The sequence below is a fragment of the Duganella sp. HH101 genome, assembly GCF_001758795.1.
In the GTDB taxonomy this organism is placed as follows: domain Bacteria; phylum Pseudomonadota; class Gammaproteobacteria; order Burkholderiales; family Burkholderiaceae_D; genus Rugamonas; species Rugamonas rivuli.
Genome location: NZ_LRON01000034.1, coordinates 22022 through 47863, shown reverse-complemented (window position 1 = coordinate 47863; position 25842 = coordinate 22022). Strand labels below are relative to the sequence as shown.

The 25842-nt window shown below is 64.7% G+C and carries 26 protein-coding genes and 5 tRNA genes; 4 read left to right on the top strand and 27 right to left on the bottom strand.

Going from position 1 to position 25842, the window contains the following annotated elements:
• The 4 genes from DUGA2_RS30540 to DUGA2_RS30525 all read right to left on the bottom strand — a co-directional run.
• On the bottom strand, positions 1 to 423 hold a 423-nt coding region (locus DUGA2_RS30540), incomplete at its 3' end, for a response regulator (protein WP_141753435.1).
• 2 nt (positions 424 to 425) lie between these two features.
• Entirely contained in the window at positions 426 to 2726 is a 2301-nt protein-coding gene (locus tag DUGA2_RS30535; RefSeq protein ID WP_070273081.1) for a bifunctional diguanylate cyclase/phosphodiesterase, read from the bottom strand.
• A 94-nt stretch (positions 2727 to 2820) separates the two neighbouring features.
• On the bottom strand, positions 2821 to 3261 hold the full coding sequence (locus tag DUGA2_RS30530) for an FKBP-type peptidyl-prolyl cis-trans isomerase (RefSeq protein WP_070273080.1): 441 nt from the start codon (positions 3259 to 3261) through the stop codon (positions 2821 to 2823).
• 49 nt (positions 3262 to 3310) lie between these two features.
• On the bottom strand, positions 3311 to 5890 hold the full coding sequence (locus DUGA2_RS30525) for an excinuclease ABC subunit UvrA (protein WP_141753434.1): 2580 nt from the start codon (positions 5888 to 5890) through the stop codon (positions 3311 to 3313).
• Between DUGA2_RS30525 and DUGA2_RS33885 the strand changes: the two genes are divergently transcribed.
• On the top strand, positions 5889 to 6272 hold the full coding sequence (locus tag DUGA2_RS33885) for a hypothetical protein (RefSeq protein WP_141753433.1): 384 nt from the start codon (positions 5889 to 5891) through the stop codon (positions 6270 to 6272). The genes DUGA2_RS30525 and DUGA2_RS33885 overlap by 2 nt on opposite strands.
• 30 nt (positions 6273 to 6302) lie before the next feature.
• A complete protein-coding gene (locus DUGA2_RS30515; RefSeq protein ID WP_070273078.1) occupies positions 6303 to 6809 on the top strand; it encodes a hemerythrin domain-containing protein in 507 nt (168 codons plus the stop codon).
• A gap of 55 nt (positions 6810 to 6864) precedes the next feature.
• On the opposite strand, the gene DUGA2_RS30510 is transcribed toward DUGA2_RS30515, so the two are convergent.
• Both DUGA2_RS30510 and DUGA2_RS34935 read right to left on the bottom strand, forming a co-directional pair.
• Entirely contained in the window at positions 6865 to 8025 is a 1161-nt protein-coding gene (locus DUGA2_RS30510) for a zinc-dependent alcohol dehydrogenase (protein ID WP_070273077.1), read from the bottom strand.
• Between the two features lie 76 nt (positions 8026 to 8101).
• Positions 8102 to 8608: a KGG domain-containing protein gene (locus DUGA2_RS34935; RefSeq protein WP_083296544.1), complete on the bottom strand. Its 507-nt coding sequence runs from the start codon at positions 8606 to 8608 to the stop codon at positions 8102 to 8104.
• Between the two features lie 266 nt (positions 8609 to 8874).
• On the opposite strand from DUGA2_RS34935, the gene DUGA2_RS30500 reads away from it, so the two are divergent.
• Complete coding sequence (locus DUGA2_RS30500; RefSeq protein ID WP_229214811.1) at positions 8875 to 9294, top strand: BON domain-containing protein; 420 nt, start codon at positions 8875 to 8877, stop codon at positions 9292 to 9294.
• A 12-nt stretch (positions 9295 to 9306) separates the two neighbouring features.
• Positions 9307 to 9834, top strand: coding sequence for a hypothetical protein (locus DUGA2_RS30495; protein WP_070273076.1), 528 nt, complete (start codon positions 9307 to 9309; stop codon positions 9832 to 9834).
• Positions 9835 to 9878: 44 nt separating this feature from the next.
• Here DUGA2_RS30495 and DUGA2_RS30490 read toward each other — a convergent pair.
• The 21 genes from DUGA2_RS30490 to DUGA2_RS30390 form a co-directional block, all read right to left on the bottom strand.
• Positions 9879 to 9954: transfer RNA gene (locus DUGA2_RS30490), tRNA-Gly, on the bottom strand.
• 17 nt (positions 9955 to 9971) lie between these two features.
• Positions 9972 to 10045 (bottom strand) — tRNA-Cys (locus tag DUGA2_RS30485).
• Between the two features lie 55 nt (positions 10046 to 10100).
• Positions 10101 to 10176 (bottom strand) — tRNA-Gly (locus DUGA2_RS30480).
• A 45-nt stretch (positions 10177 to 10221) separates the two neighbouring features.
• Positions 10222 to 10297 (bottom strand) — tRNA-Gly (locus DUGA2_RS30475).
• Between the two features lie 64 nt (positions 10298 to 10361).
• Positions 10362 to 10437 (bottom strand) — tRNA-Gly (locus DUGA2_RS30470).
• A gap of 71 nt (positions 10438 to 10508) precedes the next feature.
• Positions 10509 to 12491: a DUF6351 family protein gene (locus DUGA2_RS30465; RefSeq protein WP_070273075.1), complete on the bottom strand. Its 1983-nt coding sequence runs from the start codon at positions 12489 to 12491 to the stop codon at positions 10509 to 10511.
• A 54-nt stretch (positions 12492 to 12545) separates the two neighbouring features.
• Positions 12546 to 13130: a CDP-diacylglycerol--glycerol-3-phosphate 3-phosphatidyltransferase gene (gene pgsA / locus DUGA2_RS30460; RefSeq protein WP_008449877.1), complete on the bottom strand. Its 585-nt coding sequence runs from the start codon at positions 13128 to 13130 to the stop codon at positions 12546 to 12548.
• Between the two features lie 96 nt (positions 13131 to 13226).
• Positions 13227 to 15095 (bottom strand): excinuclease ABC subunit UvrC, encoded by a 1869-nt coding sequence (uvrC, locus tag DUGA2_RS30455; protein ID WP_070273074.1) that lies wholly within the window; start codon positions 15093 to 15095, stop codon positions 13227 to 13229.
• 21 nt (positions 15096 to 15116) lie between these two features.
• Complete coding sequence (gene acpS / locus DUGA2_RS30450) at positions 15117 to 15509, bottom strand: holo-ACP synthase (protein WP_070273073.1); 393 nt, start codon at positions 15507 to 15509, stop codon at positions 15117 to 15119.
• Positions 15506 to 16267: a pyridoxine 5'-phosphate synthase gene (gene pdxJ / locus DUGA2_RS30445; protein WP_070273072.1), complete on the bottom strand. Its 762-nt coding sequence runs from the start codon at positions 16265 to 16267 to the stop codon at positions 15506 to 15508. Before pdxJ ends, acpS begins: the two co-directional genes overlap by 4 nt.
• Before the next feature lie 21 nt (positions 16268 to 16288).
• The gene (gene recO, locus DUGA2_RS30440) at positions 16289 to 17164 is read right to left on the bottom strand and encodes a DNA repair protein RecO (protein ID WP_070273071.1); all 876 of its coding nucleotides are present in this window, start codon (positions 17162 to 17164) and stop codon (positions 16289 to 16291) included.
• Between the two features lie 9 nt (positions 17165 to 17173).
• The gene (gene era / locus DUGA2_RS30435) at positions 17174 to 18076 is read right to left on the bottom strand and encodes a GTPase Era (protein WP_008449886.1); all 903 of its coding nucleotides are present in this window, start codon (positions 18074 to 18076) and stop codon (positions 17174 to 17176) included.
• An 11-nt stretch (positions 18077 to 18087) separates the two neighbouring features.
• Positions 18088 to 18900 carry a ribonuclease III gene (rnc, locus tag DUGA2_RS30430; protein WP_070273070.1) on the bottom strand — a complete coding sequence of 271 codons (813 nt, stop codon included), beginning with the start codon at positions 18898 to 18900 and terminating at the stop codon, positions 18088 to 18090.
• 21 nt (positions 18901 to 18921) lie between these two features.
• On the bottom strand, positions 18922 to 19311 hold the full coding sequence (locus DUGA2_RS30425; RefSeq protein ID WP_070273069.1) for a DUF4845 domain-containing protein: 390 nt from the start codon (positions 19309 to 19311) through the stop codon (positions 18922 to 18924).
• Between the two features lie 38 nt (positions 19312 to 19349).
• A complete protein-coding gene (gene lepB, locus DUGA2_RS30420) occupies positions 19350 to 20267 on the bottom strand; it encodes a signal peptidase I (protein WP_070273068.1) in 918 nt (305 codons plus the stop codon).
• Entirely contained in the window at positions 20264 to 22057 is a 1794-nt protein-coding gene (gene lepA, locus DUGA2_RS30415; protein WP_008449896.1) for a translation elongation factor 4, read from the bottom strand. The genes lepB and lepA overlap by 4 nt, the downstream gene beginning before the upstream one ends.
• 253 nt (positions 22058 to 22310) lie before the next feature.
• A complete protein-coding gene (locus DUGA2_RS30410) occupies positions 22311 to 22553 on the bottom strand; it encodes a glutaredoxin family protein (protein ID WP_070273067.1) in 243 nt (80 codons plus the stop codon).
• Positions 22554 to 22657: 104 nt separating this feature from the next.
• Positions 22658 to 24181: a DegQ family serine endoprotease gene (locus DUGA2_RS30405; protein WP_373994863.1), complete on the bottom strand. Its 1524-nt coding sequence runs from the start codon at positions 24179 to 24181 to the stop codon at positions 22658 to 22660.
• A 133-nt stretch (positions 24182 to 24314) separates the two neighbouring features.
• The gene (locus DUGA2_RS30400; protein ID WP_070273065.1) at positions 24315 to 24635 is read right to left on the bottom strand and encodes a sigma-E factor negative regulatory protein; all 321 of its coding nucleotides are present in this window, start codon (positions 24633 to 24635) and stop codon (positions 24315 to 24317) included.
• An 87-nt stretch (positions 24636 to 24722) separates the two neighbouring features.
• Entirely contained in the window at positions 24723 to 25325 is a 603-nt protein-coding gene (rpoE, locus tag DUGA2_RS30395; RefSeq protein ID WP_008449903.1) for an RNA polymerase sigma factor RpoE, read from the bottom strand.
• A gap of 77 nt (positions 25326 to 25402) precedes the next feature.
• Positions 25403 to 25828, bottom strand: coding sequence for a protein YgfX (locus tag DUGA2_RS30390; RefSeq protein WP_070273064.1), 426 nt, complete (start codon positions 25826 to 25828; stop codon positions 25403 to 25405).
• Positions 25829 to 25842 lie beyond the last annotated feature (14 nt).

The window sequence follows — 25842 nt, the reverse complement described above, 5'->3', positions numbered from 1 at the left end:
AGATCGCGCCGCCGTGGCGGCGTGTTCCGGCGCCGGCGGCGCGATCTGGTGCGCCATCGCGCGCTGGATGCTGGTGGCCAGCCGGCCGGCCGTGTAGGGCTTGACCAGCAAATCGCTGACGCCGCTGGCGATGGCCGCCTCGATGCGGCTGCGCTCGGCCTCGGCGGTGATCATGATGAACGGCGTGTGCGCGTGGCGCGGGCTGGCCCGCATCAGCTGCAACAGGGCGATGCCGGTCATGGCCGGCATGTTCCAGTCGGAGATCACCAGGTCGTAGCGGTTGCGCTCCAGCAGGCGCCAGGCTTCGGCGCCGTCGCCGGCCACGTCCGGGGAGCCGCAGCCCAGCGCGGCCAGCTGCCCCGCCGTGACCTTGCGCATTGTTTCGACATCGTCCACCACCAGCACCTTGAGCACCTGCGCCATGTCTATCCTCCCGTGTCAGTCACCACCTCAAGCCATTGCGCCGCCAGGTCCGCCGCCGGCAGGGGCCGGGCGTACAGATAGCCCTGCACCAGGTCGCAGCCCTTCTTGCGCAACAGGTCCGCGACCTCCTGCGTCTCGACGCCCTCGGCCACCACCACCATGCCGAAGCTGTGGGCCAGCTGGATGGTCGAGCGCACGATGCGCTTGTCGGCCTCGTCCCCGGCCAGCCCCAGGATGAAGGACTTGTCGATCTTCAGGCTGTCGACCGGCAGCTTCTTCAGGTAGGCCAGCGAGGCGTAGCCGGTGCCGAAGTCGTCGATGGAGAGCTTGAGGCCGAGCGCCCGCAGCTCGGCCAGCCGGCGCAGCGCGGTCTCCGGATTGCGCATCAGCGCCCCTTCGGTGAGCTCCAGTTCCAGCAGGCCGGCCGGCACCGCGTGCTGCGCCAGCAGCGCCCGCACCATGTCGACGAAGCTGGCGTCCATCAGGTTGTTGACGCTGATGTTGACCGCCACCGGCACGCGGTGGCCGGCGTCGAGCCAGCGCCGGCATTGCACAACGGCCTCGCCCATGACGTGGCGGGTGAAGGGATGGATCAGTTCCGTGGTCTCGACCAGCGGAATGAAGACGGCGGGCGACACCGCGCCCTTGTCCGGATGGACCCAGCGCGACAGCGCCTCGACGCCGACCAGCGCGCCGCTCGCCAGGTCGACCTTGGGCTGGTAGGCCAGCGACAGCCCGCCCTCGCGCAGCGCTTGCGACAGGTCGGTCTTCATCGCCAGGCTGGCGGCGGTGTAGTGGTCCAGCGCCTCGGTATAGCGCTCGTGCGAACGCATGTCGCGCTTGGCGGCGTACATGGCGATGTCGGCGCAGCGCAGCAGGTCCGACGGCGTCCGGGCGTCGTCGGGGAACACCGCGACGCCCACGCTGGCGTCCAGTTCCAGCGCGATGCCGTCGACGGTGATGCCGGAGCCGATGACGGCGGCGACGCTGGCGCACAGGCCGTCGACGCCGCCGGCGCAGGCCCGCAGCGGCGCCGCGACGGCGATCTCGTCGCCGCTCAGGCGCGCGACAAAGCCGGCCTCGGTGCCAAAGGCGGCCTGCATGCGCCGCGCCACCTCGGCCAGGGCGACGTCGCCGGCGAGGTGGCCCAGGGTGTCGTTGATTTCCTTGAAGCGGTTCAGGCCCAGCAGCAGCACCACCAGCGGCTGCGGCTGCGCTTCGTCCAGGCACTGGCGCAGCCGCCGCTGGAAGGCGTAGCGGTTCAGCACGCCGGTCAGGCTGTCGTGGTTGGCCAGGTACTCCTGGCGGCGCAGGTAATCGCGCTCCTTGCGGCTGGCCGTCATCAGGCGCAGCGCGAAGTAGATGCCGGAAATCGACGTCACCAGCACCAGCAGCATCTGGCCCAGCGAGCGCCTCAGCCATGCCTGCTCGAGCACATCCAGCTGTATGCCGACGCTGACCGCCAGCGGCAATTGCTTCGACATCGAGATGCCGAACAGGGTCGGCCGGCCGGTCAGGCTGCTGACCGCCTGGAAGCTGTCGAGCTTGCCGCTGCGCAGCTGCGCCACCGAGCCGGGGGACACGCGCCCCTGCTCGCCCTTGATCGCTTGCGTATCCACATAATATTGGAACAGGCGGTAGCCGTCCGGATTGACCACGGAGAGATAGGCGCCGGGCAGCAGGCGCACGCTGGCCGACGCCTCCACCAGCTTGCGGGCGGCGATCAGCGCGAACGCGGCGTCCACCCCGAGCACCCGCGCCGTCAGGTCGAGCTGCACCGGCAGATACCAGTCGTGCAATTCCGCCACATAAACGACCGGCAGCACCGCCAGTTTGCGCCCGCTGTTGGCCGTCAGCGCAGTATCGAGCGCGGCCTTCAGCGCCGGCCAGTCCAGCCGCTGGCCCGATCCGTCGACCATCAGCAGGTCGTGCGCGGCGCGCAGGCCGAGCACCGCCGACGCGGGATCGTAGCGCATGGCGCCGCGCAGGGCGGCGAGGCGGTCTGCGGTCGCGCTGTCGCCTGCGCCCTCCAGGTCCTTGGCCACGCCCTCCAGGCTGAACAGGGACTGCCTCAGCGTTTCCGTCACGTAGACCTGCACGCCGTCGGCCAGGTTGGCGGTGGCCTTGCCCTCGCGGTCAAGCATATTGCGGTAGTCGTTGAACAGGCCGTACACGGCGGCCCCCACCAACAGCAGCAGGGACAGCGCCAGCAAGATCAGCGTCAGCCGGCCGGAGGCCCGCACAGGCGCTTCGGTGCGGTCGATATATCGTTCTCCGACGGGATGTTTGTCGCCTTGTGTCATCGTCGCCTGCCCCCGGTCCAGTTCTTACCAGTATGGCGGTGAGGGTAACATATTCCTTGAGCAACTTACCATCGGGAATCGAGCGTCGGGGGGCTCAGCGGACGTCCAGCAACTCCACGTCGAAGATCAGGTCGGCGTTCGGCGGGATCGGGCCGGCGCCGTTTTCGCCATAGCCCATGGCGGCGGGCACGATCAGCGTGCGCTTGCCGCCGACCTTCATGCCCTTGACGCCCTCGTCCCAGCCCGGGATGACGCGGCCGGCGCCGAGCGGGAAGCTGAACGGCTCGCGGCCGATCGAGGAATCGAACTGGGCGCCGTGCCGGGCTGGCGCGTCGGGCAGGTACAGCCAGCCGGTGTAGTTGACGACGGCGGTGGCGCCGGCCACCGCTTCCTTGCCGGTGCCGGCCACGGTATCGATCTTTTGCATAGGCACGGCAGCGGCCGCAGGCGCTTGCGGCGCCTTGGCGCGGTCGCAGCCCGCCAGGGCGAAAGTCAGGGTCAGGCCGATAACGCAGGAGGACAGCAGCTGTTTCATGGTGTTCTTTCGTTTAAAAAATGCCAAAGAGAGGTCGCGCCGGGCCTTGTCAATCCCGTGCGCCGGCGCGATTATGGCTGATCGCCCGCCGTCCCGCCAGCGCGTCGCGCAAATACGGCGCCGTGCGGCTGGCGGCGCTGGCCGCCACCTCGCCGGGCGGGCCGCAGGCGACGATGCGGCCGCCCTCGTCGCCGGCGCCGGGTCCGACATCGATCACCCAGTCGCTGGCCGCCAGCACCTGGACGTTATGCTCGACCGCCACCACGGTGTTGCCCGACGCCACCAAGCCATGCAACTGCCGCAGCAACAAGTCGATGTCGGCCGGATGCAGGCCGGTGGTCGGCTCATCGAGCACGTACAGCGTGCCGCCGTTGCTGGCGCGCTGCAGCTCGGTGGCCAGCTTGATGCGCTGCGCCTCGCCGCCGGACAGCTCCGTCGCCGGCTGGCCCAGCCGCAGATAGCCCAGCCCCACCGCGCGCAACACGTCCAGCGCGTGCCGCAGCGGCGGCGTGTCGTCGAAAAACTCCCAGGCGGCGTCCACCGTCATCGCCAGCACGTCGGCGATATGGTGGCCGCGGTAGCGCACCGCCAGCGTCTGCGGGTTGTAGCGCGCGCCGCCGCACTCGGGACAGGGCGCGTACACGCTGGGCGGGAACAGCAGCTCCACCATGACGAAGCCTTCGCCCGCGCAGTGCGCACAGCGCCCCTTGGCGACGTTGAAGGAAAACCGTCCGGCGTCGTAGCGCCGCGAGCGCGCCGCGCCGGTGGCGGCGAACAGCTTGCGCACGTGATCGAACAGGCCGGTGTAGGTGGCCAGGTTGGAACGCGGCGTGCGGCCGATCGGCTTCTGATCGACCTGCACCAGGCGCCGGATGCTGTCCATGCCGGCCGCCACCCGTCCCTGCAGCTCGTCGCCGCCGGCGTGCTCCAGCGCGGTTGCGACGCCGTCGTGCTCCGCCTCGTCGGCGACCTGCTGCCCCAGCCCGGCCTGCACCAGCCGCACCAGCGCCTGGCTGACCAGGCTGGATTTTCCGGAACCGGACACGCCGCTGACGCTGGTGAGCACGCCCAGCGGGAAATCGGCGTCCAGCCCGGCCAGGTTGTTGCGCACGATGCCGCGCAGGCGCAGCCAGCCCTGCGGCGGGCGCGGGCTGCGCGCGGCGGGCGGCGCGGTGGCGAACAGGTAGGGCGCGGTGCGCGATTCGGCCACGGCGGCCAGCCCGGCCGGCGCGCCGCTGTACAGCACCTGGCCGCCGTGCTGGCCGGCGCGCGGCCCGACGTCGACGATCCAGTCGGCGCGGCGGATGACGTCCAGCGCGTGTTCGACGATAAACAGCGAGTTGCCGGCCGCCTTCAAGCGCTCCAGCGCCCGCAGCAAGGCTTCGGTGTCGGCCGGATGCAGGCCGGCCGACGGCTCGTCCATCACGTACACCACGCCGAACAGGCTGGAACGCACCTGCGTGGCCAGGCGCAGCCGCTGCAGTTCGCCGGGCGACAGCGTCGGCGTGCCGCGCTCCAGGCTCAGGTAGCCCAGCCCCAGGTCCAGCAACACCTCCAGCCGCGCCAGCAGGTCGGCGGAGATGCGCTGCGTGACGATGGCTTTTTCCGGGTGGCGCCGGCTATCCTTGCCGCGCCCCGGCCGGCCTTGCGCAAACGGCTGCAGCAACTGCGCCAGCCGTTGCAGCGGCAGGCGCCCGATGCCGGTGATATCGTGGCCGGCAAACGTCACCGACAGCGCCTCGGCCCGCAGCCGCCTGCCCTGGCACAGCGGGCAGTCCGTGCTCACCAGATAGCGCGCCACGCGCTTCTTCATGATCGCGCTTTCGGTGCCGGCGAAGGTTTGCAGCACGTACTTGCGGGCGCCGGTGAACGTGCCCTGGTAGCTGGGCGTCTCCTTGCGCTTGTGCGCGCGGCGCGCTTCGGCCGGCGTCAGGCCGGCGTACACCGGCACGGTCGGCTGCTCGTCGGTGAACAATATCCAGTCGCGCGTTTTCTTCGGCAGCTCGCGCCACGGCTTGTCGACGTCATGCCCCAGCGTGACCAGGATGTCGCGCAGGTTCTGGCCATGCCAGGCGGTCGGCCAGGCCGCCACCGCGCGCTCGCGTATCGTCAGGCTGTCGTCGGGCACCATCGACTGCTCGGTCGCCTCGTACACCCGCCCCAGGCCGTGGCATTGCGGGCAGGCGCCCTGCGGCGTGTTCGGCGAAAAGGATTCCGCATACAGCAACGCCTGCCCCGCCGGGTAGTCGCCCGCGCGCGAGTACAGCATGCGCAGCGAATTGGACAAGGTGGTGACGCTGCCGACCGACGAGCGCGTGGTCGGCGTGCCGCGTTGCTGCTGCAAGGCCACCGCCGGCGGCAAGCCATCGATGAGGTCGACCTCGGGCACCGGCATCTGGTGGAACAGGCGCCGCGCATAGGGCGACACCGATTCGAGATAGCGCCGCTGGGCCTCGGCGTACAGCGTGCCGAAGGCGAGCGAGGACTTGCCCGAGCCCGACACGCCGGTGAACACCACCAGCGCGTTGCGCGGAATATCGACGTCGACGTTTTGCAGATTGTGCTCGCGCGCGCCGCGCACGCGCACGTAGCCCTCGGCAGCGGGCGTGGGGGAAGTGGAACGGGGCATGGAATGGTCCTTGATCGGCATGCTGGCGAGCATGGGCCGATATGCCCGCTCCGGTATGTACGGCAGCGCACCGGAGCATCAACATGCCACCATCCGGGCACCTACGCCGCTGCGAGGGAGGCTCCTACAGAAAGAGAAAAAAAGCTCAACTACTATGAATCACGGCAGCGCACGCTGCCACAACCAGCAACATAGACTTTTGGAGATCATCATGAGCAAACCTACCCAAGGCGGCAAAAACGGCGGCAACAGCAAACTGGAAGAAGCCAAAGGCGCGAAAAGCACCGGCAGCAAATCCACCGGCGCCGGCAACAGCCAATCTGCATCGTCGGGCAACAAAAGCACCGCCGCCAAGCCCGCGTCCGGCGCCAAAGCGAAGTAATCCCGCCACCACATCCATGAGGCAATCGAAATGAAAACCACTGCTACCCAAACTGAACAACCAGGCAAGCAAGCGTCCGGCGAGTCCGTCGATGCGATCAAGTTGCTGACCGCCGACCACCGCAATGTGAAAGCACTGTTTGAAGAATACGACAGCCTCAGCGACCGTTCCGTCGCCGCCAAGAAAAAACTGGCGACCCAGATCTGCCTCGAACTGACCAAGCACGCCACCGCCGAAGAGGAAATTTTCTACACCGCAGTGCGCGCAGCCGCTGGCGACGCCGAGGACCTGGTCGACGAAGCGACCGTCGAACACGCGTGCGCCAAGGAACTGATCGCCCAGATCCTGAACATGAAGCCCGGCGAGGACCTGTACGACGCCAAGATCAAGGTGCTGTCCGAGCAAATCGAGCACCACGTCAAGGAAGAAGAATCGGAGATGTTCCCGAAGGCCCGCAAGGCCAAGCTGGACTTGACGGCGCTGGGCGAAGCGATTGCCGCGCGCAAGGAAGAAATCAGCCTGCCGCTAAGCCATTAAGCCATTAAGCCACTAAGCCAACGCCGGGCGGCTGTGGCGCCGCCCGGCTGCGCAGCTAGGGCCGCAAGACGATCTTGCGGCAGGCGTCATCCTTCTTGTCGAACATTTTATATCCCTCGGCCGCCTGTTCGAGCGCCATGCGGTGCGAAATCAGCACCTCGGGCTTCAGCTTGCCCTGCTCGATGAACGCCAGCAGCTCCGGCATATAGCGCTGCACATGGGTCTGGCCTGTCTTGAAGCCTATGCCTTTTTCAAACGCATCGCCAAACAGGAATCCATGAATGAAGCCGGCGTACACGCCGGGCACACTGACCGTGCCGCCGCGCCGCACCGCAGCAATGCACTGGCGCAGCGCCTGTCCGCTACTGCCTTCGAGCTTGAGCGCCGTCAGCGCGGTCTCCAGCGCACTCCCCTTGGCTTCAAAACCGACCGCGTCGATGACCGCATCGACGCCGCGGAAGCCAGTGTTTTCGATAATGCATTCGGCGGCGTCGACCTGGTCGAAATTAACCGGGATCACGCCATAGGTGGCGCGTGCGAATTCCAGCCGGTAGTCGTGATGGTCGACCATGAAGACTTGCCCGGCGCCCAGCATGTGCGCGCACGCGGCCGCCATCTGGCCTACCGGGCCGGCGCCGAAGATGGCCACGCTGGAACCGGGCCCCACGCCGGCGTTCAGCACTGCCTGGTAGCCGGTGGGGAGTATGTCGCTCAGAAAAAGAACCTTCTCGTCCTCCAGCGTATCCGGAATCTTGATCGGGCCGACATTGGCTTTCGGCACCCGCACATACTCGGCTTGGCCGCCGGGCACGCCGCCGTACATGTGGCTGAAGCCGAACAAGGCCGCGCCCGGACGCAGCGACTTTTTATTCATGATCGTGCCGCGGTCGGGATTGGTGGTCTCGCATGCCGCAAACAAGGACATGTCGCAGAAGAAGCAACTGCCGCAGGCGATGACGAACGGCACCACCACCCGGTCGCCCTTGCGCAGCGTGGTGACGGCGGGTCCGGCATCGACCACGACGCCCATGAACTCGTGGCCCATGATGTCGCCCTCCTTCATGCCGGGCACCTTGCCGCGATACAGGTGCAGGTCGGAACCGCAGATCGCGGTGGCGGTGATTTTCAGGATAATGTCGTCCGGCTGTTGCAGCACCGGATCGGGTACGGAATCTACTTTGACGTCGTGGGCAGAGTGATAGACAAGGGCTCGCATGAGATTCTCCCAAATGGATGGCAAAACGCCCGCGAAGGGCGGGCGGTATCAAACACGGCGCTACTTATGCCGGGGTTTATTTCGAGCGCGAGCCGCCGGAGCCGCTGCCGGTGGTGTCGCCCCTGGTTGCGCTGCGGGACGAATCGCCGTCCTTGCCGCCTTGCTTCGACGCCTGGCTGCCGCCGGCGCGCGAACCGCCGTCGCCGCTGTCGCTCTGCTGATTGCCGTCGTTCTTGTGGCTCATCGCACCTGCCTCGCGGGCTTCTTGCGACGTGAATTCGTGCGCGTTGCCGGCGGCGTGGGCGGCGCGTCCGCCTTCAGCGGCGATCTCGCGCTGGCGCTCGGGGTCCATCGATGCGAAGCCGCGGCCGCCGCCCTGCGAATCGCTGTCGCCGCCCGACTGCTTGCTGCCGCCGCGCTGCGACGACTCGCGGCCGCCGGCGCCGGACTCGCTGTCTTTGTCATCCTTGCCGGCCGAGCCGCGCGCGCCGGATTCGCCGCTCTGCTTGGAAGCGGTGGATTGGGAAGCATGGGATTTGCTGCTGTCTTCGGACTTGTTACCACCTTGATTCGATGCAGTCATGATGAACTCCTGAATAGTAGATTTATCGTAGCCGCCGCCCTATTTGGTTTAGTTCGCCGGTGAGATCATCATATGAGGCTGGCCGGGCCGGGGCTTGCGCCCCGTTCTGGTGCGGGCGTAGGATTCCATCCCGCGAAGATTGATACTTTCCCCTACACGACAATTAACATTCCCCCGCCTTCGCCCAGTGTTACCCGCATAACAGACGGCGCACCACGGCCCCACGATGATCGAAGTCCGCGAAAGCGAATCACCGAGAGGCGCATATGAAATATTTATCGAGGAAGATGCTCATTGTGGTGCTGGGATCCATGCTGGGCGGCAGCTTGGCGGTGGCCCAAACGGCCGTCCATAACGACACGCAAGCCGTCCAGGGCCAAGCCAGCCCAAGCGCGGACAACACCAGGATGAACCGCCGCGACAAAGGCGATACGGCCCAGACGCCGCAGGCGCAGTCGAACGCCAAGAGCGATCGGGAGTTGCTGGCGGCGGTACGCCGCACCATCGTCAAGGACAAATCGTTATCGGTCTACGCCCACAACATCAAGATCCTGGCGCAAGGCGGCGTGGTCACGCTGCGCGGTCCCGTGAAAAGCGAGGATGAAAAGAGCAAGGTCGAAACCCTCGCCAAATCCGTGGCCGGCGTCGGCAGCGTCGACAACAAAGTCGACATCAAAACCAACTAACTGGAGTACATCATGAATACAGCAGTATATTGCATCGCGCAAGACCACGCCCATGCCGAAAACATCGTGCGCAACCTGAAGGAATCCGGCTTCTCCGCCAATGAAATTTCCGTGCTGTTCCCGGACAAAAGCGGCAGCCGTGATTTCGCGCACGAGCAGAACACCAAAATGCCGGAAGGCGCGGCGACGGGCGGCATTGCCGGCATGGGCACCGGTGCGGTGCTCGGCTGGCTGGCCGGCATCGGCTCGCTGGCGATTCCGGGCATCGGCCCGTTCATCGCCGCCGGTCCGATCATGGCGGCCCTGGGTGGCGCAGCCATCGGCGGCGCCACCGGCGGCATCATCGGCGGCCTGGTAGGGATGGGCATTCCGGAATACGAAGCCAAGCTGTACGACGGCAAGATCCGCGGCGGCAATGTGCTGATCTCGGTCCACACGGAGAAGTCCGAACAGGAGAGGCTGGCGAAGGATATCTTCGAGCGTGGCAACGCCACCGATATCAAATCCACGTCCGAGGCCAGCGTGCCTTCGAATAGCTAAGAAAATGCAAAAAGGGCAGCCACAATGGCTGCCCTTCTAGATACTGGAGCGGGAGAAGAGTCTCGAACTCTCGACCTCAACCTTGGCAAGGTTGCGCTCTACCAACTGAGCTACTCCCGCTTGGAGTTCAAATTGTCTGGAGGCGAGGATCGGAGTCGAACCGACCTAGACGGCTTTGCAGGCCGCTGCATAACCGCTTTGCTACCTCGCCAGAGGAAACTTTTTACTAAGACGACAGCGGGGTTACGCGCTGCGATCCGGAATTCTGGAGCGGGAGAAGAGTCTCGAACTCTCGACCTCAACCTTGGCAAGGTTGCGCTCTACCAACTGAGCTACTCCCGCATTGGAGTTACATATTTTTACTACGCCAACCAGCCTCAAAGAAACTGGAGCGGGAGAAGAGTCTCGAACTCTCGACCTCAACCTTGGCAAGGTTGCGCTCTACCAACTGAGCTACTCCCGCATTGGAGTCCAACATTCTAGCAGCTAGCTGCCGTTATTGCCAGTGCTACTTGCTTTTGATAACTTGGAGCGGGAGAAGAGTCTCGAACTCTCGACCTCAACCTTGGCAAGGTTGCGCTCTACCAACTGAGCTACTCCCGCGTCGCTGTCATCAACAACAGGCCAGCATTATAGAGGATCCATGACGCCTGTCAATGGCCTCGATGCCAATCTTATCGATTCCGCTCCAAAACCTGCGGCAGGCCCTGGTCCGGCTGGCTGTAATCGCAGACGCCACGCGGGAATATCCGCTGCAGCCTGGCCTTCTGCTGCGCCGTCCATTCCACGTTAGCGGGATAGCTGCCGTCCCGCAGCGCCTGCGCGACCGGCTTCAGCGCGCACTTGAAGACGTCGCCCTTGATCGACTCCCCCGCCACCATGCGCGGACTGGAAAACAGCGGGAAGGCCTTGGTACAGGCGCCGGGAGGTTTGGCGTCCAGGATGCCGTCCCACACCGATGGCCCGGCGGCGATGACGGCGCCGCCGGTATCGATGCAGCGGTCGGTGAATTCGGCCGGCGCCGGGCCGCCGCTCAGCAGCCGATCCATGGTCGACAAGGCTTCCAGCACCCTGCCCTGCATGTCGGCCTCGGAGCGGGTGAACCAGATCGCCTGCCGTTTGGCCTCGTTGCGATTGGCGGCCAGCAGGCGCGCCCGTGCCGAGAAGGCCTGGCGCGCGTTGTGCATGTTCAGTTCCGGCTCCAGATAAGGCCGCAGATCGATCATCGGAATACCGAGGCGCAGGCCCGTGTATACCTGGCCCGAACTGTAGGCTTTACGCATCGCCTCGACGCTGCCGCTGCGGCGTGGCGCAGGCGCGCCCTCCGGATCGCGACAGGTGGCGCTGCGCAGCATGTTGCGGCTGTCGTAGGGGTCGTCCTTGCCTTGCCAATCGACGAAGTCGGCCTGCTCCTTCCAGCCGCCGACGCAGGCGTTGAGGCGCAGGAATTCATCGACGCCGATCGCGCCCTGCGCCAGCGCCTTCAAGCCGTACTGCACGCCCTCGTTATCGATGGAGATGGGGGCGTAGCCTTGGCTGTCGGTGCCGTAGATGTCCGCCAGGTCGTTCCAGTGCGTCCATTTCACCTGGTCGAACGCCCCGGCCGGATAGCGGTAGAAGGTCGCGGCGAGGTCGTAGCGATCATCCTTGTAACGCGGGTTGAGCACCGTTACGATCGCCATCTTCCAGCCGTTGATGCACTCGGTCGATCCGACGCCGCCGGTCCAGGCGTGGCGCGCGCTGTCGCTGGCGTTCATGCCTTCGATGGCGATTTGATGGGTCCACCTGACCCACGGCGACGCGGGATCGAGCGCCACCTCGTCCTTGAAGTACTGGCTCAGCAGCGGGCAATCCGAGATCGGGATGGTCTGCGTGATCATGTCCGGATACGACTGCAGCGCAATGCCGCCATCGAGCAGGCCTGGATGGTTTTGCGCGAACAGGTACTGCTGCACCGCTCCGCCCGACCCGCCCAGGCCGATGGTGAACAGCGGCGCGCCATAGGCTTCGACAAAGCGGGCCTTGGTCAGCATGGCGGTCTGCCCGGCCAGGCGCATGTTGTAATGAACGCCGGCCTCATTGCCGGTCGAGCTGACGATGGCGTAGCCCTGCTCCAGCATGGGGATCATCAACTGGCGCTCGTTGCCGCTCAGGCCTCCGGGCTTGAACCACAGCGGCGAGCCTTGATGGTGCCCGATGCCGACGCCGCCGCCCAGCCAGTACACCAGCTTGCGGTTCCAGGCCGCCGGCTCGGGCCCGGCCGCAGGCGCCAGCATGGCGATGGTGTAGACGAAACGGTTGATGGTGCCGACTTCAACCCGCACCACGAACGGCACGGCCACGCCGTTGCGCTTGAAGGTCGTCAGGTCTGGTGGAGGCGTGGCGTAGCCGGTGGCGGGATCGAAAGGCTTGAAGCGGCTGCCGGCGAGATAGAAGTATTCGACCCGCGTCGCGATGCTGCAATGGCGGCTGTAACCGACGATGGCGCCGCTGGCTTCGTCGACCACGGGGTGGCCGACGCCGTCCTGGTTGTCGACGCTGGGCTGGCCCAGGCCTGCTTCCTGCGTGCGGCAGACGAAGGGTTGTTGCTGCTGCGCCTGCGCTGCCAGGCAGATTGCGGTTGCCGCGCAAGCGGCCAGGAATCTCCAGAACGCCATGGGGCTGCTCCTGATCTGGTGTGGTAAGCCTCACCAGATCATAGCATTTTGTTACTAGTTCAGCGTGCCCGCTTTTTCCTTGATCAGCGGCCAGGCCAGGCGCAGGTAGTAGAACATCGACCACACCGTCAGCACGGCCGCCACTTCCAGCAGGCGCGAGCCCCAGAACTGGGTGTCGATGGCGCCCCACAGCACGTCATGGAACAGCAGCAGCGGGATGGCCATCATCTGCGCCGTCGTCTTGATCTTGCCCAGCGAGCTGACGGCCACCGATTTCGACGCGCCGATCTGCGCCATCCACTCGCGCAGCGCCGAGATGGCGATCTCGCGGCCGATGATGACGAACGACAGCACGGCATTGGCGCGGTCGAGCTGCACCAGCACCAGCAAGGCCCCCGCCACCATCAGCTTGTCCGCGACCGGGTCGAGGAAAGCGCCGAAGGCCGAGGTCTGGTTCCAGCGGCGGGCCAGGAAACCGTCGAACCAGTCGGTGACGGCGGCGACGATGAACACCAGCGTGGCCGCCAGGTTTTGATCCGCAACGGGAAGGACCGTGGTGGGCAGATAGTAGACGCCCACCACAAGCGGAATCAGCGCAACGCGCAACCAGGTCAACAGTATCGGTATATTGAAGGGCATAAGCTCGAAAATTAGTGCGGCCGTGAAAATTGTTAATGCGCCGCTAGTCTACCTTGCCGCCGCACATTAAACCAGCGCACTGTTGCTGTGCACGCCCTAATGCAACTGCTTGTAGATCTCTTCGGCCAGCGCGCTGGAGATCCCTTCGACCTGCTTCAAGTCCTCGACGCTGGCGTCGACCACCCCGCGCAGGCCGCCAAAGCGCGCCAGCAGGCGCTGGCGGCGCTTGGCGCCGATGCCCTCGATCTCCTCCAGGCGCGAGGTCTGGCGAGTCTTGGCGCGCTTGGCGCGCATGCCGGTGATGGCGAAACGGTGCGCCTCGTCGCGGATCTGCGCCACCAGCATCAGCGCCGCCGATTCCTTGCCCAGCTCCTGCGAGGCCCGGCCGTCGACGAACATCAGCGTCTCCAGGCCCACGCGCCGCCCCTCCCCCTTGGCCACGCCGACGATCAGGCTGATGTCCAGCCCCAGCTCGGCGAACACCTGCCGCGCCATCTCGATCTGGCCCTTGCCGCCGTCGATCAGCACCACGTCCGGCATGACGCCGTCGCCGTTGGCGACCTTTTCGTAGCGGCGGAACAGCACCTGGCGCATGGCCGCGTAATCGTCGCCGGGCGTGATGTCGTTGATGTTGTAGCGGCGGTACTCGCCGTTCTGCATCTGGTGGTGATGGAACACCACGCACGAGGCCTGCGTGGCCTCGCCCTGCGTGTGCGAGATGTCGAAGCATTCGACGCGCAGCGCGTCGATGTCTTCCGGCTCCAGTTGCAGCGCCTCCACCAGCGCGCGCGTGCGCGACTGCTGCGAGCCCTGCTCCGACAGCAGCCGCGCCAGCGAGATCTCGGCGCCTTTCTGCGCCAGCTCCAGCCATTTGCGGCGCTGGTCCTGCGGCTGGAAGATCAGGTGGATGCGGTGGCCGCACTGCTCCTGCAAGGCTTGCATCAGCGCCGGGTGGTCGAACTCGATGTTGAGGATCAGCGTGCCGGGGATGAACTTCTCGCTGTAGTGCTGCGCCAGGAAGGCCGCCAGCACCTCGACTTCGATGGCCTGCTCGGCGATCGCCTCGGCGTCGCCCAGGTGGCCCGGGAAGTAGGCGCGGTCGCCCAGGTGGCGGCCGCCGCGCACCATCGCCAGGTTGACGCAGGCGCGGCCGCCCTGCACCAGCACGGCGATGATGTCGACGTCGGCGTCGCCGGTGGTCTCCATGCTCTGCTGGTGCAGCACGCGCGACAGCGACTGGATCTGGTTGCGCACGCCGGCGGCCTGCTCGAATTTGAGCTCGGCGGCGTAGCCGTGCATTTTCTTTTCCAGGTCGGCCATCACCTCGCTCTGGCGGCCGCGCAGGAAGCGCGCGGCGTTGTCGACGTCGACCTTGTAGTCTTCCTTGCTGATGAGGTCCACGCACGGCGCGCTGCAACGGCCGATCTGGTGCAGCAGGCATGGGCGCGTGCGGTTGGAATAGACGCTGTCCTCGCAGGTACGGATCAGGAACACCTTCTGCAAGATCTGCATCGATTCCTTGACCGCCCATGAGCTGGGGAACGGGCCGAAATACTGGTTCTTCTTGTCCACGCCGCCACGGTAGTAGACCATGCGGGGCGCGTCGCCGCCGGTGATCTTCAGGTAGGGATAGGATTTGTCGTCGCGGAACAGGATGTTGAAGCGCGGGCTCAGGGCCTTGATCAGGTTATTCTCAAGGATCAGCGCTTCGGCTTCGCTGTGGGTGACGGTGGTTTCCAGCCGTGCGATGCGCTCGACCATCATGGCGATGCGCGGGCTGCTGAGGTTTTTCTGGAAATAGCTGGAGACGCGCTTCTTCAGGTCGCGCGCCTTGCCGACGTAAAGCACTTTGTCGTCGGCGTCGAAATAGCGGTACACACCCGGCAGGTTGGGCAGCTTGGCCACGGTAGCCAGCACCTGTTCGCGCGGGTCGGGCGCGCTAGTTTCCACATCCAGTTCACTCATACTATTCCCACTGCGGTCTCGTTACGCCTGTTCGACGATGACGAAGGCGACGGCGTATTCTTCCTCGTCGCTGACCGTCACCTGGGCCGACAGCTTATTCTTTTCCATGAAGTCCTTCAACACGCCGCTGCACACGATCATAGGCTTGCCGCTGGGCGCGTTGAGCATCTGCGCGGCCGGCCACGTCATCGGCATGCGCATGCCCAGGCCGATAGCCTTGGAGAACGCCTCCTTGGCGGCGAAGCGCGTGGCGACGAAGCGGATGCCGCGCGCCGCGTGCTTGGCTTTGCGCGCCAAATACTTTTCCATCTCCTGCGGGCCGAGGATCTTGGCGGCGAAACGGTCGCCATGGCGCGCCAGCGCCGCCTCGATGCGGGGGATTTTGCAGATGTCGGTGCCTATGCCGTATATCATTTTCTTGCGCCCAGGCGGGTCGAGACCATGATGGCCTTCATCTCGCGCACGGCGTTTTCCCAGCCGACGAACACCGAGTGGGCGACGATGGCGTGGCCGATATTGAGCTCGGCGATCTCGGGGATCGCGGCAATCGCCTGCACGTTGGTGTAGTGCAGGCCGTGGCCGGCGTTGACCTTCAAGCCTTTCGATACGCCATACAGCACGCCGCGATGGATGCGTTCCAGCTCGGCGGCCTGCTCGGCGCCTTCGGTGTCGGCGTAGCGGCCGGTGTGCAGCTCGATGACGGGCGCGCCGATTTCGGCGGTGGCGTTCATCTGCGCTTCGTCGGCGTCGATGAACAGGCTGACGCGTATGCCTTCGGCCTGCAGCTGCTTGACGGCGGCCTGCACGGCGTTGAAATGGGTGACGACATCGAGGCCGCCTTCGGTGGTGACTTCGGTGCGCTTCTCCGGCACCAGGCAGACGTCGGCCGGCTTGATGCGGCAGGCGAAGTCGATCATCTCTTGCGTGACGGCCGCTTCCAGGTTCATGCGGGTCAGCAGCTGCGGCGCCAGCGCGATGACGTCGGCGTCCTTGATGTGGCGGCGGTCTTCGCGCAGGTGCAGCGTGATGCAGTCGGCGCCGGCCTGCTCGGCCAGCAGCGCGGCGCGGATCGGGTCCGGGTACGTGGTGCCGCGCGCGTTGCGCAAGGTGGCGACGTGGTCGATGTTCACGCCGAGGTCGATGATGGTGCCGGAGGGTTGCAGGAAGCTCATTAGTTTATACCGTTTATCTAGTTATAACTGCATCAAGTCGATCAGGATCTGGCGCGTGTTCAGCGGTGCGCCGCCCAGGTGGTGCGCCAGCAGGAAGCGCATCAGCTGCTTGCTCTGCGCTTGCGTGGCGGCGTCCTGGTAGTCTTCGCTTTCCATGTCGAGCAGTGTCTTGCCGGCCACGCGCGGCCACGGATCGGCGGCGCGCTCGGGGCGCGGGCCGCGCTCCGGGTCCACCACGTAGACCACGTCGGCCTGCACGGCGCGGCGGGTTTCGATGCAGCGGGTCAGGTCGGCGGCGACGCCTGTCTCTTTAAGTAGGGCCCGTTCGAATTTTCTCAAGACGATGGGCGCGGGTTCGTTGTGGGCAAGCTGGTTGAGCGTGGCGACGTAGTGGTCGAACAGGCGCGGGTGCGCGTCGTCGCGGGCCAGCAGCTTGACCAGCAGCTCGTTGAGGTAGAAGCCGCACAGCAGCGCGGTCTTCTCCAGCGGCAGCATGCCGCCCACCCATTCGGCGTCGGTCAGCGTGCGCAGTTCGGATTTGCCCACCCAGCTCGACGACAGCGGCTGGAAGGTTTGCAGCACGCCGCGCAATTGCGAGTGCGGCCGCTTGGCGCCCTTGGCGATCAAGGCCACGCGGCCGAAGTCGCGCGTGAACAGGTCGATGATGAGGCTGGTTTCTTTGTAGGGATAGCTGTGCAGGACGAAGGCCGGCTGGCCGGCGACCTTGGTGCCGATGGTGCGTTCGCGCGACGGTGCGCGCGGGCGCCTGGCCGGCGCGGCGGCGGTGGCGGCTGGCGCCAGGGCCGGCGCCGGGGCGGGCACCACTTCACGCTCCGCGTCAGGCCCGGCCTGCTGCGGTGCCGCTGCGATGTCGGCGTCTAGCGTGGTGGTGGACATCGCCTCTCTTTATTCGTAGCCGTAGGCGCGCAGACCCGCTTCGTTGTCGGCCCAGCCGGATTTGACCTTGACCCAGATTTCCAGGTACACCGGACCGCCGAACAGGCGTTCCATGTCCAGGCGGGCCTGGGTCGAGACTTCCTTCAGGCGCGCGCCCTTGTTACCGATGACCATGGACTTGTGCGTGTCGCGCTCGACCAGGATGGCGGCGAACACGCGGCGCAGGTCGCCCTCTTGCTCGAACTGCTCGATCAGCACGGTGCTGGTGTAAGGCAGCTCGTCGCCGACCAGGCGGAACAGCTTCTCGCGGACGATTTCCGACGCCAGGAATTTCTCGCTGCGGTCGGTGATGTCGTCCGGTCCGAAGATGGGCTGGTTTTCCGGCAGCAGTTTCTTGATCTCTTTTTCCAGGCCGTCCAGCTGGAAGCGCAGCTTGGCCGACACCGGCACGATGGCGGCGAACTCATGCTTGGAGGCGACCTGCTGGGCGAACGGCATCAGCGCGGCCTTGTCGCGCACGCGGTCGGCCTTGTTGATCACCAGGATCACCGGCACTTCTTTCGGCAGCAGATCCATCACTTGCTGGTCGGCCGGGCCGAAGGTGCCCGCCTCGATCACGTACAGGATCAGGTCCGACGAGATCAGCGTGTTGGTGACGGTCTTGTTGAGCGTGTTGTTCAGCGCGTTCGAGTGGCGGGTCTGGAAGCCCGGCGTGTCGACGTAGATGAACTGCGCGTCGTCATGGGTCTGGATGCCGGTGATGCGGTGGCGCGTGGTTTGCGCCTTGCGCGAGGTGATGCTGACCTTGGCGCCGATGAGGGTATTCATCAGGGTCGATTTGCCCACGTTGGGGCGGCCGACAATGGCGATATAGCCACAACGGAAGTTGGCGGAGGTCGTTTCGGTATTCATTTCAGTTCTCTTTACTTGTTTGCTGCTTTGGCAGGCGGCGGCGACGGTTCATGGTCAACCGCGGCCTCGGTCGTCTGCACGGTGGCGATGCCGGCCAGCTTCAGCTGGGCAGCGCGTGGCTTGGCCTTGCGGCCGGCGGCCGGGGTCTTGACCAACGCTTGCTCGGCCACTTCCAGCGCCAGTTTGGCGGCGGCCTGTTCGCCGGCGCGGCGACTGCCGCCGCGTCCGTAGACCTGGATGCCCAGCTTGGGCACCAGGCATTCGATTTCGAATTCCTGGCTGTGCGCGGCGCCATGGGTGGCCACCACATTGTACAGCGGCAGGGAAATCTTTTTACTTTGCAGGAATTCCTGCAGCAGGGTCTTGGCGTCCTTGCCCAGGGTTTGCGGGTCGACCGATTCCAGGATGGGAATGTAGAAGGCCCGTATCACGTCGCGCGCGGGGTCGAAGCCGCCATCCAAAAAAATGGCGCCTAACAGCGCCTCAAGCGTGTCGGCCAGGATCGAAGGACGGCGGAAACCGCCCGACTTCAACTCCCCCTCCCCCAGCCGCAGGAACTGCGACAGCTCCAGCTTTTGCGCGATCTCGTACAGCGATTGCTGCTTGACCAGGTTGGCGCGCAGGCGCGACAGGTCGCCCTCGTCGATCGCCACGAAGCGCTCGTACAGGATGGACGCCACCACGCAGTTCAGGATCGAATCGCCCAGGAATTCCAGTCGTTCATTATGCAAACTGCTATGGCTACGGTGCGTCAAGGCCTGCTGCAACAGGCCAGCATCCTGGAACGTATAGCCTAAACGGTTTTGCAATAACTGAAGATTCATTGTTCTGTACGGTTCTTTACTTTATTGATCGGTTTTGGCCGGGGCCGGCACGCCGCTTTTCGACGTCGTGCCCTGGTATTCCAACAGCAGGCTGGCCGGTCCGACCAGCGGGATTTTCTTTTCGTAGGCGAAGCTGATTTCGAACTCGCCGTTTTCCTTGGCGATCAGCAGATCGCGGCTGGTGATCGAGCTGATGTAGCCGGTGGTCGCATTGGCGTCGAACGATTTCTGCATCTCCAGCACGGAACCGCCGGTGGCCTTGGCCGTGACGATGGCGTTCTGGATCGCGCGGTACTCGGTGTAGGTCGGCACGATCTTCAGCGCCAGCACGCCGATGAAGCCCAGCGCGGCCAGCACGAAGATCAGGCCGACCAGGGAAATGCCGTTCTGCCGTTTCAAGCCTGATTGCATCTTATTCCCTTTCGACCGAGTGTGCGCTGAGCGGATGATTAGTTGATGCTGCCGATGCGGCGCAGATTGCCCAGGTTCATCCACACGACGATGGCTTTACCGACAATGTTCTTGTCCGGCACAAAGCCCCAGTAGCGGCTGTCCGCGCTGTTGTCGCGGTTGTCGCCCATCATGAAGTAGTTGCCTTGCGGAACAACACAAGTAAAGCCTTCGTACTTGTAGGTGCAGTTTTCGCTGTAAGGGAACTTCTTCACGCCATCCAGGCTCAACGTAGGCGCCGCCTCGTTGTTGAGGATGCGGTGGCTGACGCCGGTCAGGTTTTCCTGGAACTGCTTGTTGTACTGCAAGTGTTCGTCGTCGAGGTAGTCGTCCAGCGGCGTGTACTTCACTTCCACGCCATTGACCGTCAAGCGCTTGTTTTCATACGTGATTTTATCACCCGGCACGCCAATGACGCGCTTGATGTAATCCTGGGTCATATCCAGCGGATATTTGAACACCATGACGTCGCCGCGCTGCGGGTTGTTGATCTGCACGATCTTCTGGTTCAGCACCGGCAGGCGGATGCCGTAGGTGAACTTGTTCACCAGGATCAGATCGCCCACCAGCAGGGTCGGCACCATCGACGACGACGGGATCTTGAACGGCTCGAACAGGAAGGAGCGCAGGAAGAACACCAGCGCGATCACCGGGAAGAAGCTGCCCGAGTACTCGATCCAGGTCGGCTGGCGCAGCAGGTTCGCTTCGATCGCGGCGCGGTTGCCCAGGTTGTCGACCTTGATGCCGTCGGCGGTCAGCTTGGCGTTGCGGGCGTCGTAGTCGGCCAGCGCGCGGTCGGCGGCGGCACGGCGCTGCTTGGCCAGGTAGAACACGTCCAGGAACCAGATCACACCGGTGATCACCATCAGCACGAACAGGATTAAAGCAAAGTTACCTAAGATCACTTGCAGGTTCATTTGTCGTCCACTTGTAAGATTGCCAGGAACGCTTCTTGTGGAATCTCTACCGAGCCCACTTGCTTCATGCGTTTTTTACCTGCTTTTTGCTTTTCCAACAGTTTCTTCTTACGGCTGATGTCGCCGCCGTAGCACTTGGCCAGCACGTTCTTGCGCAGCGCCTTGACGTTCTCGCGCGAGATCACGTTGACGCCGATGGCGGCCTGGATCGCGACGTCGAACATCTGGCGCGGGATCAGTTCGCGCATCTTGGCGGCCACCTGGCGGCCGCGGTAGGCGGAGTTGGAACGGTGGACGATGATGGCCAGCGCATCGACCTTCTCGCCGTTGATCAGCATGTCGACCTTGACCACGTCGGAGGCGCGGTATTCCTTGAACTCGTAGTCCATCGACGCGTAGCCGCGCGAGGTGGATTTCAGCTTGTCGAAGAAGTCCAGCACGATCTCGCCCATCGGCATTTCATAGACCAGCTTGACCTGGCGGCCATGGTAAGCCATGTCCATCTGCACGCCGCGCTTGCCGATGCACAGCGTGATCACTGAGCCGACGTACTCTTGCGGCATGTACAGGTTGACCGTGACGATGGGCTCGCGGATTTCGTTGATCTTGGTCGGCTCCGGCATCTTGGACGGATTGTCGACCTTGATGATGCTGTCGTCGCGCATGACCACTTCGTACACCACGGTCGGGGCCGTGGTGATCAGGTCCATGTCGAATTCGCGCTCCAGGCGTTCCTGGACGATTTCCATGTGCAGCAGGCCGAGGAAGCCGCAGCGGAAGCCGAAGCCCAGCGCCTGCGATACTTCCGGCTCGTACATCAGCGCGGCGTCGTTCAGCTTGAGCTTTTCCAGCGAGTCGCGCAGCGCGTCGTACTGGTTGGCTTCTACCGGGAACAGGCCGGCGAACACTTGCGGCTGCACTTCCTTGAAGCCTGGCAGCGGCGCCGGCGCGGGACGGTTGGCCAGGGTGACGGTGTCGCCCACCTTGGCGGCCTTCAGTTCCTTGATGCCGGCGATGATGAAGCCCACCTGGCCTGCCGACAGCTGCGGCAGCGAAACCGAGCGCGGCGCGAAGATGCCGACGTCTTCCACCAGCTGCAGCGAGTCGGTGGCCATCAGCTTGATCTTGTCTTTCGGCTTCAGGGTGCCGTTCATCACGCGCACCAGCATGACCACGCCAACATACGGGTCGTACCACGAGTCGACGATCAGCGCTTGCAGCGGCGCGTCCGGGTCGCCCTTCGGCGGCGGGACTTTGGCGATGATCGATTCCAGCACGTCTTCCACGCCCAGGCCGGTCTTGGCCGAGCAGTGGACGGCGTCGCCGGCTTCGATGCCGATCACGTCTTCGATCTCGGCGATCGCGGTCGGCGGATCGGCGTTAGGCAAGTCGATCTTGTTCAGGACCGGCACCACTTCCACGCCCAGGTCGAGCGCGGTGTAGCAGTTGGCCACGGTCTGGGCTTCCACGCCTTGCGAGGCGTCGACCACCAGCAGCGCGCCTTCGCAAGCCGACAGCGAGCGCGACACTTCATACGAGAAGTCGACGTGGCCGGGGGTATCGATCAGGTTCAGGTTGTAGACGATGCCGTCGCGGGCCTTGTATTGCAGGGCTGCGGTCTGGGCTTTGATCGTAATGCCGCGTTCGCGCTCCAGATCCATCGAATCGAGCACTTGCGACTCCATCTCGCGTTCGGACAAGCCACCGCACAATTGAATGATGCGGTCCGCCAGGGTGGATTTACCGTGGTCGATGTGGGCGATGATGGAAAAATTGCGTATGTTGTTCATTAACAAATATTCAAAAACGGGTTTGAAACGACGGGGCGCAAACACAGCTGACAACCGCTGCGCGCAATACGAAAAAAGCGCTCCGAGCGGGGCGGTAATGCCCTGGCGAGCGCCTTGATGACAGCCACTAAAAGCAAAACGGAAGCTTTTCTACCCCCCGCATTTTACCGGATTTCAGAGGGGAAAGGCCGACTTATGCAGTGCGAAATGCATATTGCTTAAGGCTTTGAGGCAAAAAACGCGGCGAAAATGCTTATTTATTAAGCACTTCGCGCACTTTGGCTTCGTCGAGGAAGTAGTGGCACAGCTCGGGCTGGGACAGGTCGGCGTACAGCACCGGCACCAGTTCGTCGAAACGGGCCACCAGGGCGTCGTCGGCATCGACATCGATGACATCCACCGTGATGGGCCGGGACGGGGTTTGCAGGCGCATCAGGGCGTCCAGCATGTCCTGGCAGAGGTGGCAGTAGCTGCGGGAATAGAGGGTGAAATGCATGGTATGCGGTCGCCGCTCACCCCGCACTGCGGCGACCGGGGGTCTGACCCCGTACGGGGTCAGACCCCGACCTTCGCGGGGTGCTGCGCGGCTCAATCAGCCGATTACTTCGCGCTAGGGCGCACGGAAACGAACTGCGCCACGTCGCCGCGGCGCACCAGCAGCACCGACGGCTTCTTCGCATCGAGCTTGGCCACGGCCGCGTTGAACTGCTTGGCGTCCTTGACTTCGATGTTGTTCAGTTGCAGCAGCACATCGCCCTCCTGCACGCCGGCGCGGCCGGCCACGCCCTCGGCCGCATCGACCACCACGCCGCCGTCGACGCCCAATTCCTTCTTCTGCTCGGCGGTCAGGTCGCTGACCTTCAAGCCCAGCGCATTGGCCTTGGCCGCTTCCGGCTCTGCCGCGCCACCTTTGCCCTTGCCCTTGCCGGCCTTGGCGACCTTGTCACCTTCCAGCTCGGCCACGGTGACAGGCAAGTCCAGCTGCTGGCCCTTGCGCCACACGGTGACGGTGGCCTTGCTGGCCAGCGCCGTGCCGCCAACCAGGCGCGGCAGGTCGGAGGAACGGTTCACCGGCACGCCGTTGAACTTGAGGATGATGTCGCCGGCCTTGATGCCGGCCTTGTCGGCAGGACCGCCCGGCTCGACCAGCGACACTTCGGCGCCCTGCGCGCTCTTCAGGCCCAGCGACTCCGCCACTTCCTTGCTGACTTCGCCGATCTGCACGCCGATGCGGCCGCGCGTGACCTTGCCGTTTTTCTTCAACTGCTCCGACACGCGGATCGCCTCGTCGATCGGCACGGCGAAGGAGATGCCGTTGGAGCCGCCCGACAGCGTGGCGATCTGCGAATTGATGCCGATCACTTCGCCGCGCATATTGATCAGCGGGCCGCCCGAGTTGCCGGGATTGACCGCGACGTCGCTCTGGATCAGCGCCAGGTAGTCGCCGGTGTCGCGCTGCTTGGCCGAGATGATGCCGGCGGTGACGGTGTTCTCCAGGTTGAACGGCGAGCCGATCGCGATCACCCATTCGCCGACGCGGATCTTGTCCGAATCGCCCATCACCAGGAAGGGCAGCTTGTCGCCCTCGATCTTCAGCACGGCCACGTCGGTGCGGGCGTCGGCGCCCAGCACCTTGGCCTTGAACTCGCGCTTGTCGGTCAGCGTGACGAACACCTCGTCGGCGCCGTCGACCACATGGGCGTTGGTCATCACATAGCCGTCGGCCGACAGGATGAAGCCGGAACCGACGCCGCGCTGCACCGGCTCGTCGGACGGCGCCTGGCGGCGGCCGCGCGGCACGGCCCTGCCGCCCGGGTTGCCCGGCTGCGGCAGCGCGCCGCCAAAGAAGCGGCGCAGGAATTCCTGCATTTCCTCTTCGCCCGGCTGGCCGTCGGCATTGCCGCGACCGCCGAGCTTGAGACGTTCGGTGGTGCGGATGTTGACCACGGCCGGGCCGACGCGGTCGACCAGGTCGGCGAAATCGGGCAGGCCGATGACGGCGCCCGTGACCGGCGCGGCGGCCATCGCCGGGGCCATGCCGAGCACGGCCGGCGACATCCATACGCTTGCGCTGACCAGCAGCGCGGAAAGAGTTTTACTACCAGCAGCGAAATTATTTTTCATGGAAAGTATCAGTCTTTGTAAAGTTCCGGAACGCAAGTACCCAGCCGGCAAGGTTGCACGTGGCTGAGGCTAGCGTATGGTAAGCGAAAAGTCGCCTGATGGCGCGCTCGCAGATGTTATAAGCGTATGCGTTTCAGGGCAAGATGACGTCGGCCGGCGATTCGGCCTGGTCGGGTGCGGGCGCCGACGGGTCGCCCGCGCGTTCGGCCGGCGCGGCGCCGGCCGTGTAGACAGGCTCGGCCGCGAGGCGGGCCGCCAGCGAGGCGCTGAAGCCGGCGCTCAGGGCGCCGCCGGCCTGGTCGCGCAGCACGTCGCCGGCCAGATGGTAGGCACGCCAGGCCGCCTGCCCTTCCGCCGTGTCGAGCGCCGCCAGGGCAAGCTCGCGCTCGCTGTCCGCCAGCTCACCGTCGGCCAGCGCCGAGATGTTTTCGTGCAGTCTTTTCTGGGTATCCATCGCGTATCCCGCCATGTCAAAACACGTCCGCCGCGCCAGCCGCAGGCGCATTGCCAGTTGCCAATAACACTTGCCATCATTCCCGCCTTACCAGCGCTTGTCAACAGGCAAGTCCAACAAAGGCTTCAATTTTTCGGCGATGACTTCGCGGGCGCGGAAGATACGGCTGCGCACAGTACCGATGGGACAGGCCATGATGTCGGAGATCTCCTCATAGCTCAGTCCCTCGATCTCGCGCAAGGCGATCGCGGTACGCAAATCCACGGGCAAGGCATCCATCGCCGCGTTGACGGTCTGGGCGATCTGCTTGCTCGCCAGCATGGACTCCGGCGTATTGATGTCGCGCAAATGCTCGCCATCGTTAAAGGCTTCGGCTTGTTCGGCGTCGGCTTCGGTCGACGTGGGCGTGCGGCGGCCCTGCGTGGCCAGGAAGTTCTTGGCGGTGTTGATGCCGATGCGGTAGAGCCAGGTATAGAAGGCCGAGTCGCCACGGAAATGCCGCAGCGCGCGGTAGGCCTTGATAAATGTCTCCTGCACCACATCCTCGGCTTCGGCCGGATCGTGGACGATGCGCGATAGCAGGCGCATCAGCCGGCGTTGGTACTTCGCCACCAGCAAATCAAACGCCTGCTTGTCACCATCCCGCACCCGGTCCACCAGCACCTGGTCACACTCACGTTCTGTCGTCACTCCTGCATTCCTCGATGGCCTGCAGCGTGGCCGAATTCTGTAGCCATATGCTATAGAGTTAGCCCGCTGCAAGAAGTTCACAGTGTTCGCGTTTTTATTTCAGCACGTGCGGTGATGGCCCGGCAGGCCAGCGACAAGGCGCGCCAGTCGGCGGGCGTGACGCTGTCGGGCAGCACTATCAGCACCTGCACCCTGCCGCCGTCGCCGCCCAGCCGCAATAGAAGCAAGCCCGGCCATATGGTCGAACCTTGCAGCAGGCGCAGCGCCAACCCGTCTTCCCGGTATACCGCCAGCCGCAACTGGCCGACACCGGAAATATCAAGCTGGCACACATTACGATGCGGCCGCCCGCGCCAGCCGAGCAAGCCGGCCAGCACGCACAGCAGCGGCGCGCACCAGCCCGGACAGGCTGCGGCCGAGGCCATCACGCAACAGCACAGGCCGGCATGCAGCACGCGCAGGCCGGACGAGGGGCGAACGATGACAGAGACCGCAATCGACATGGGCAGCGGACGCA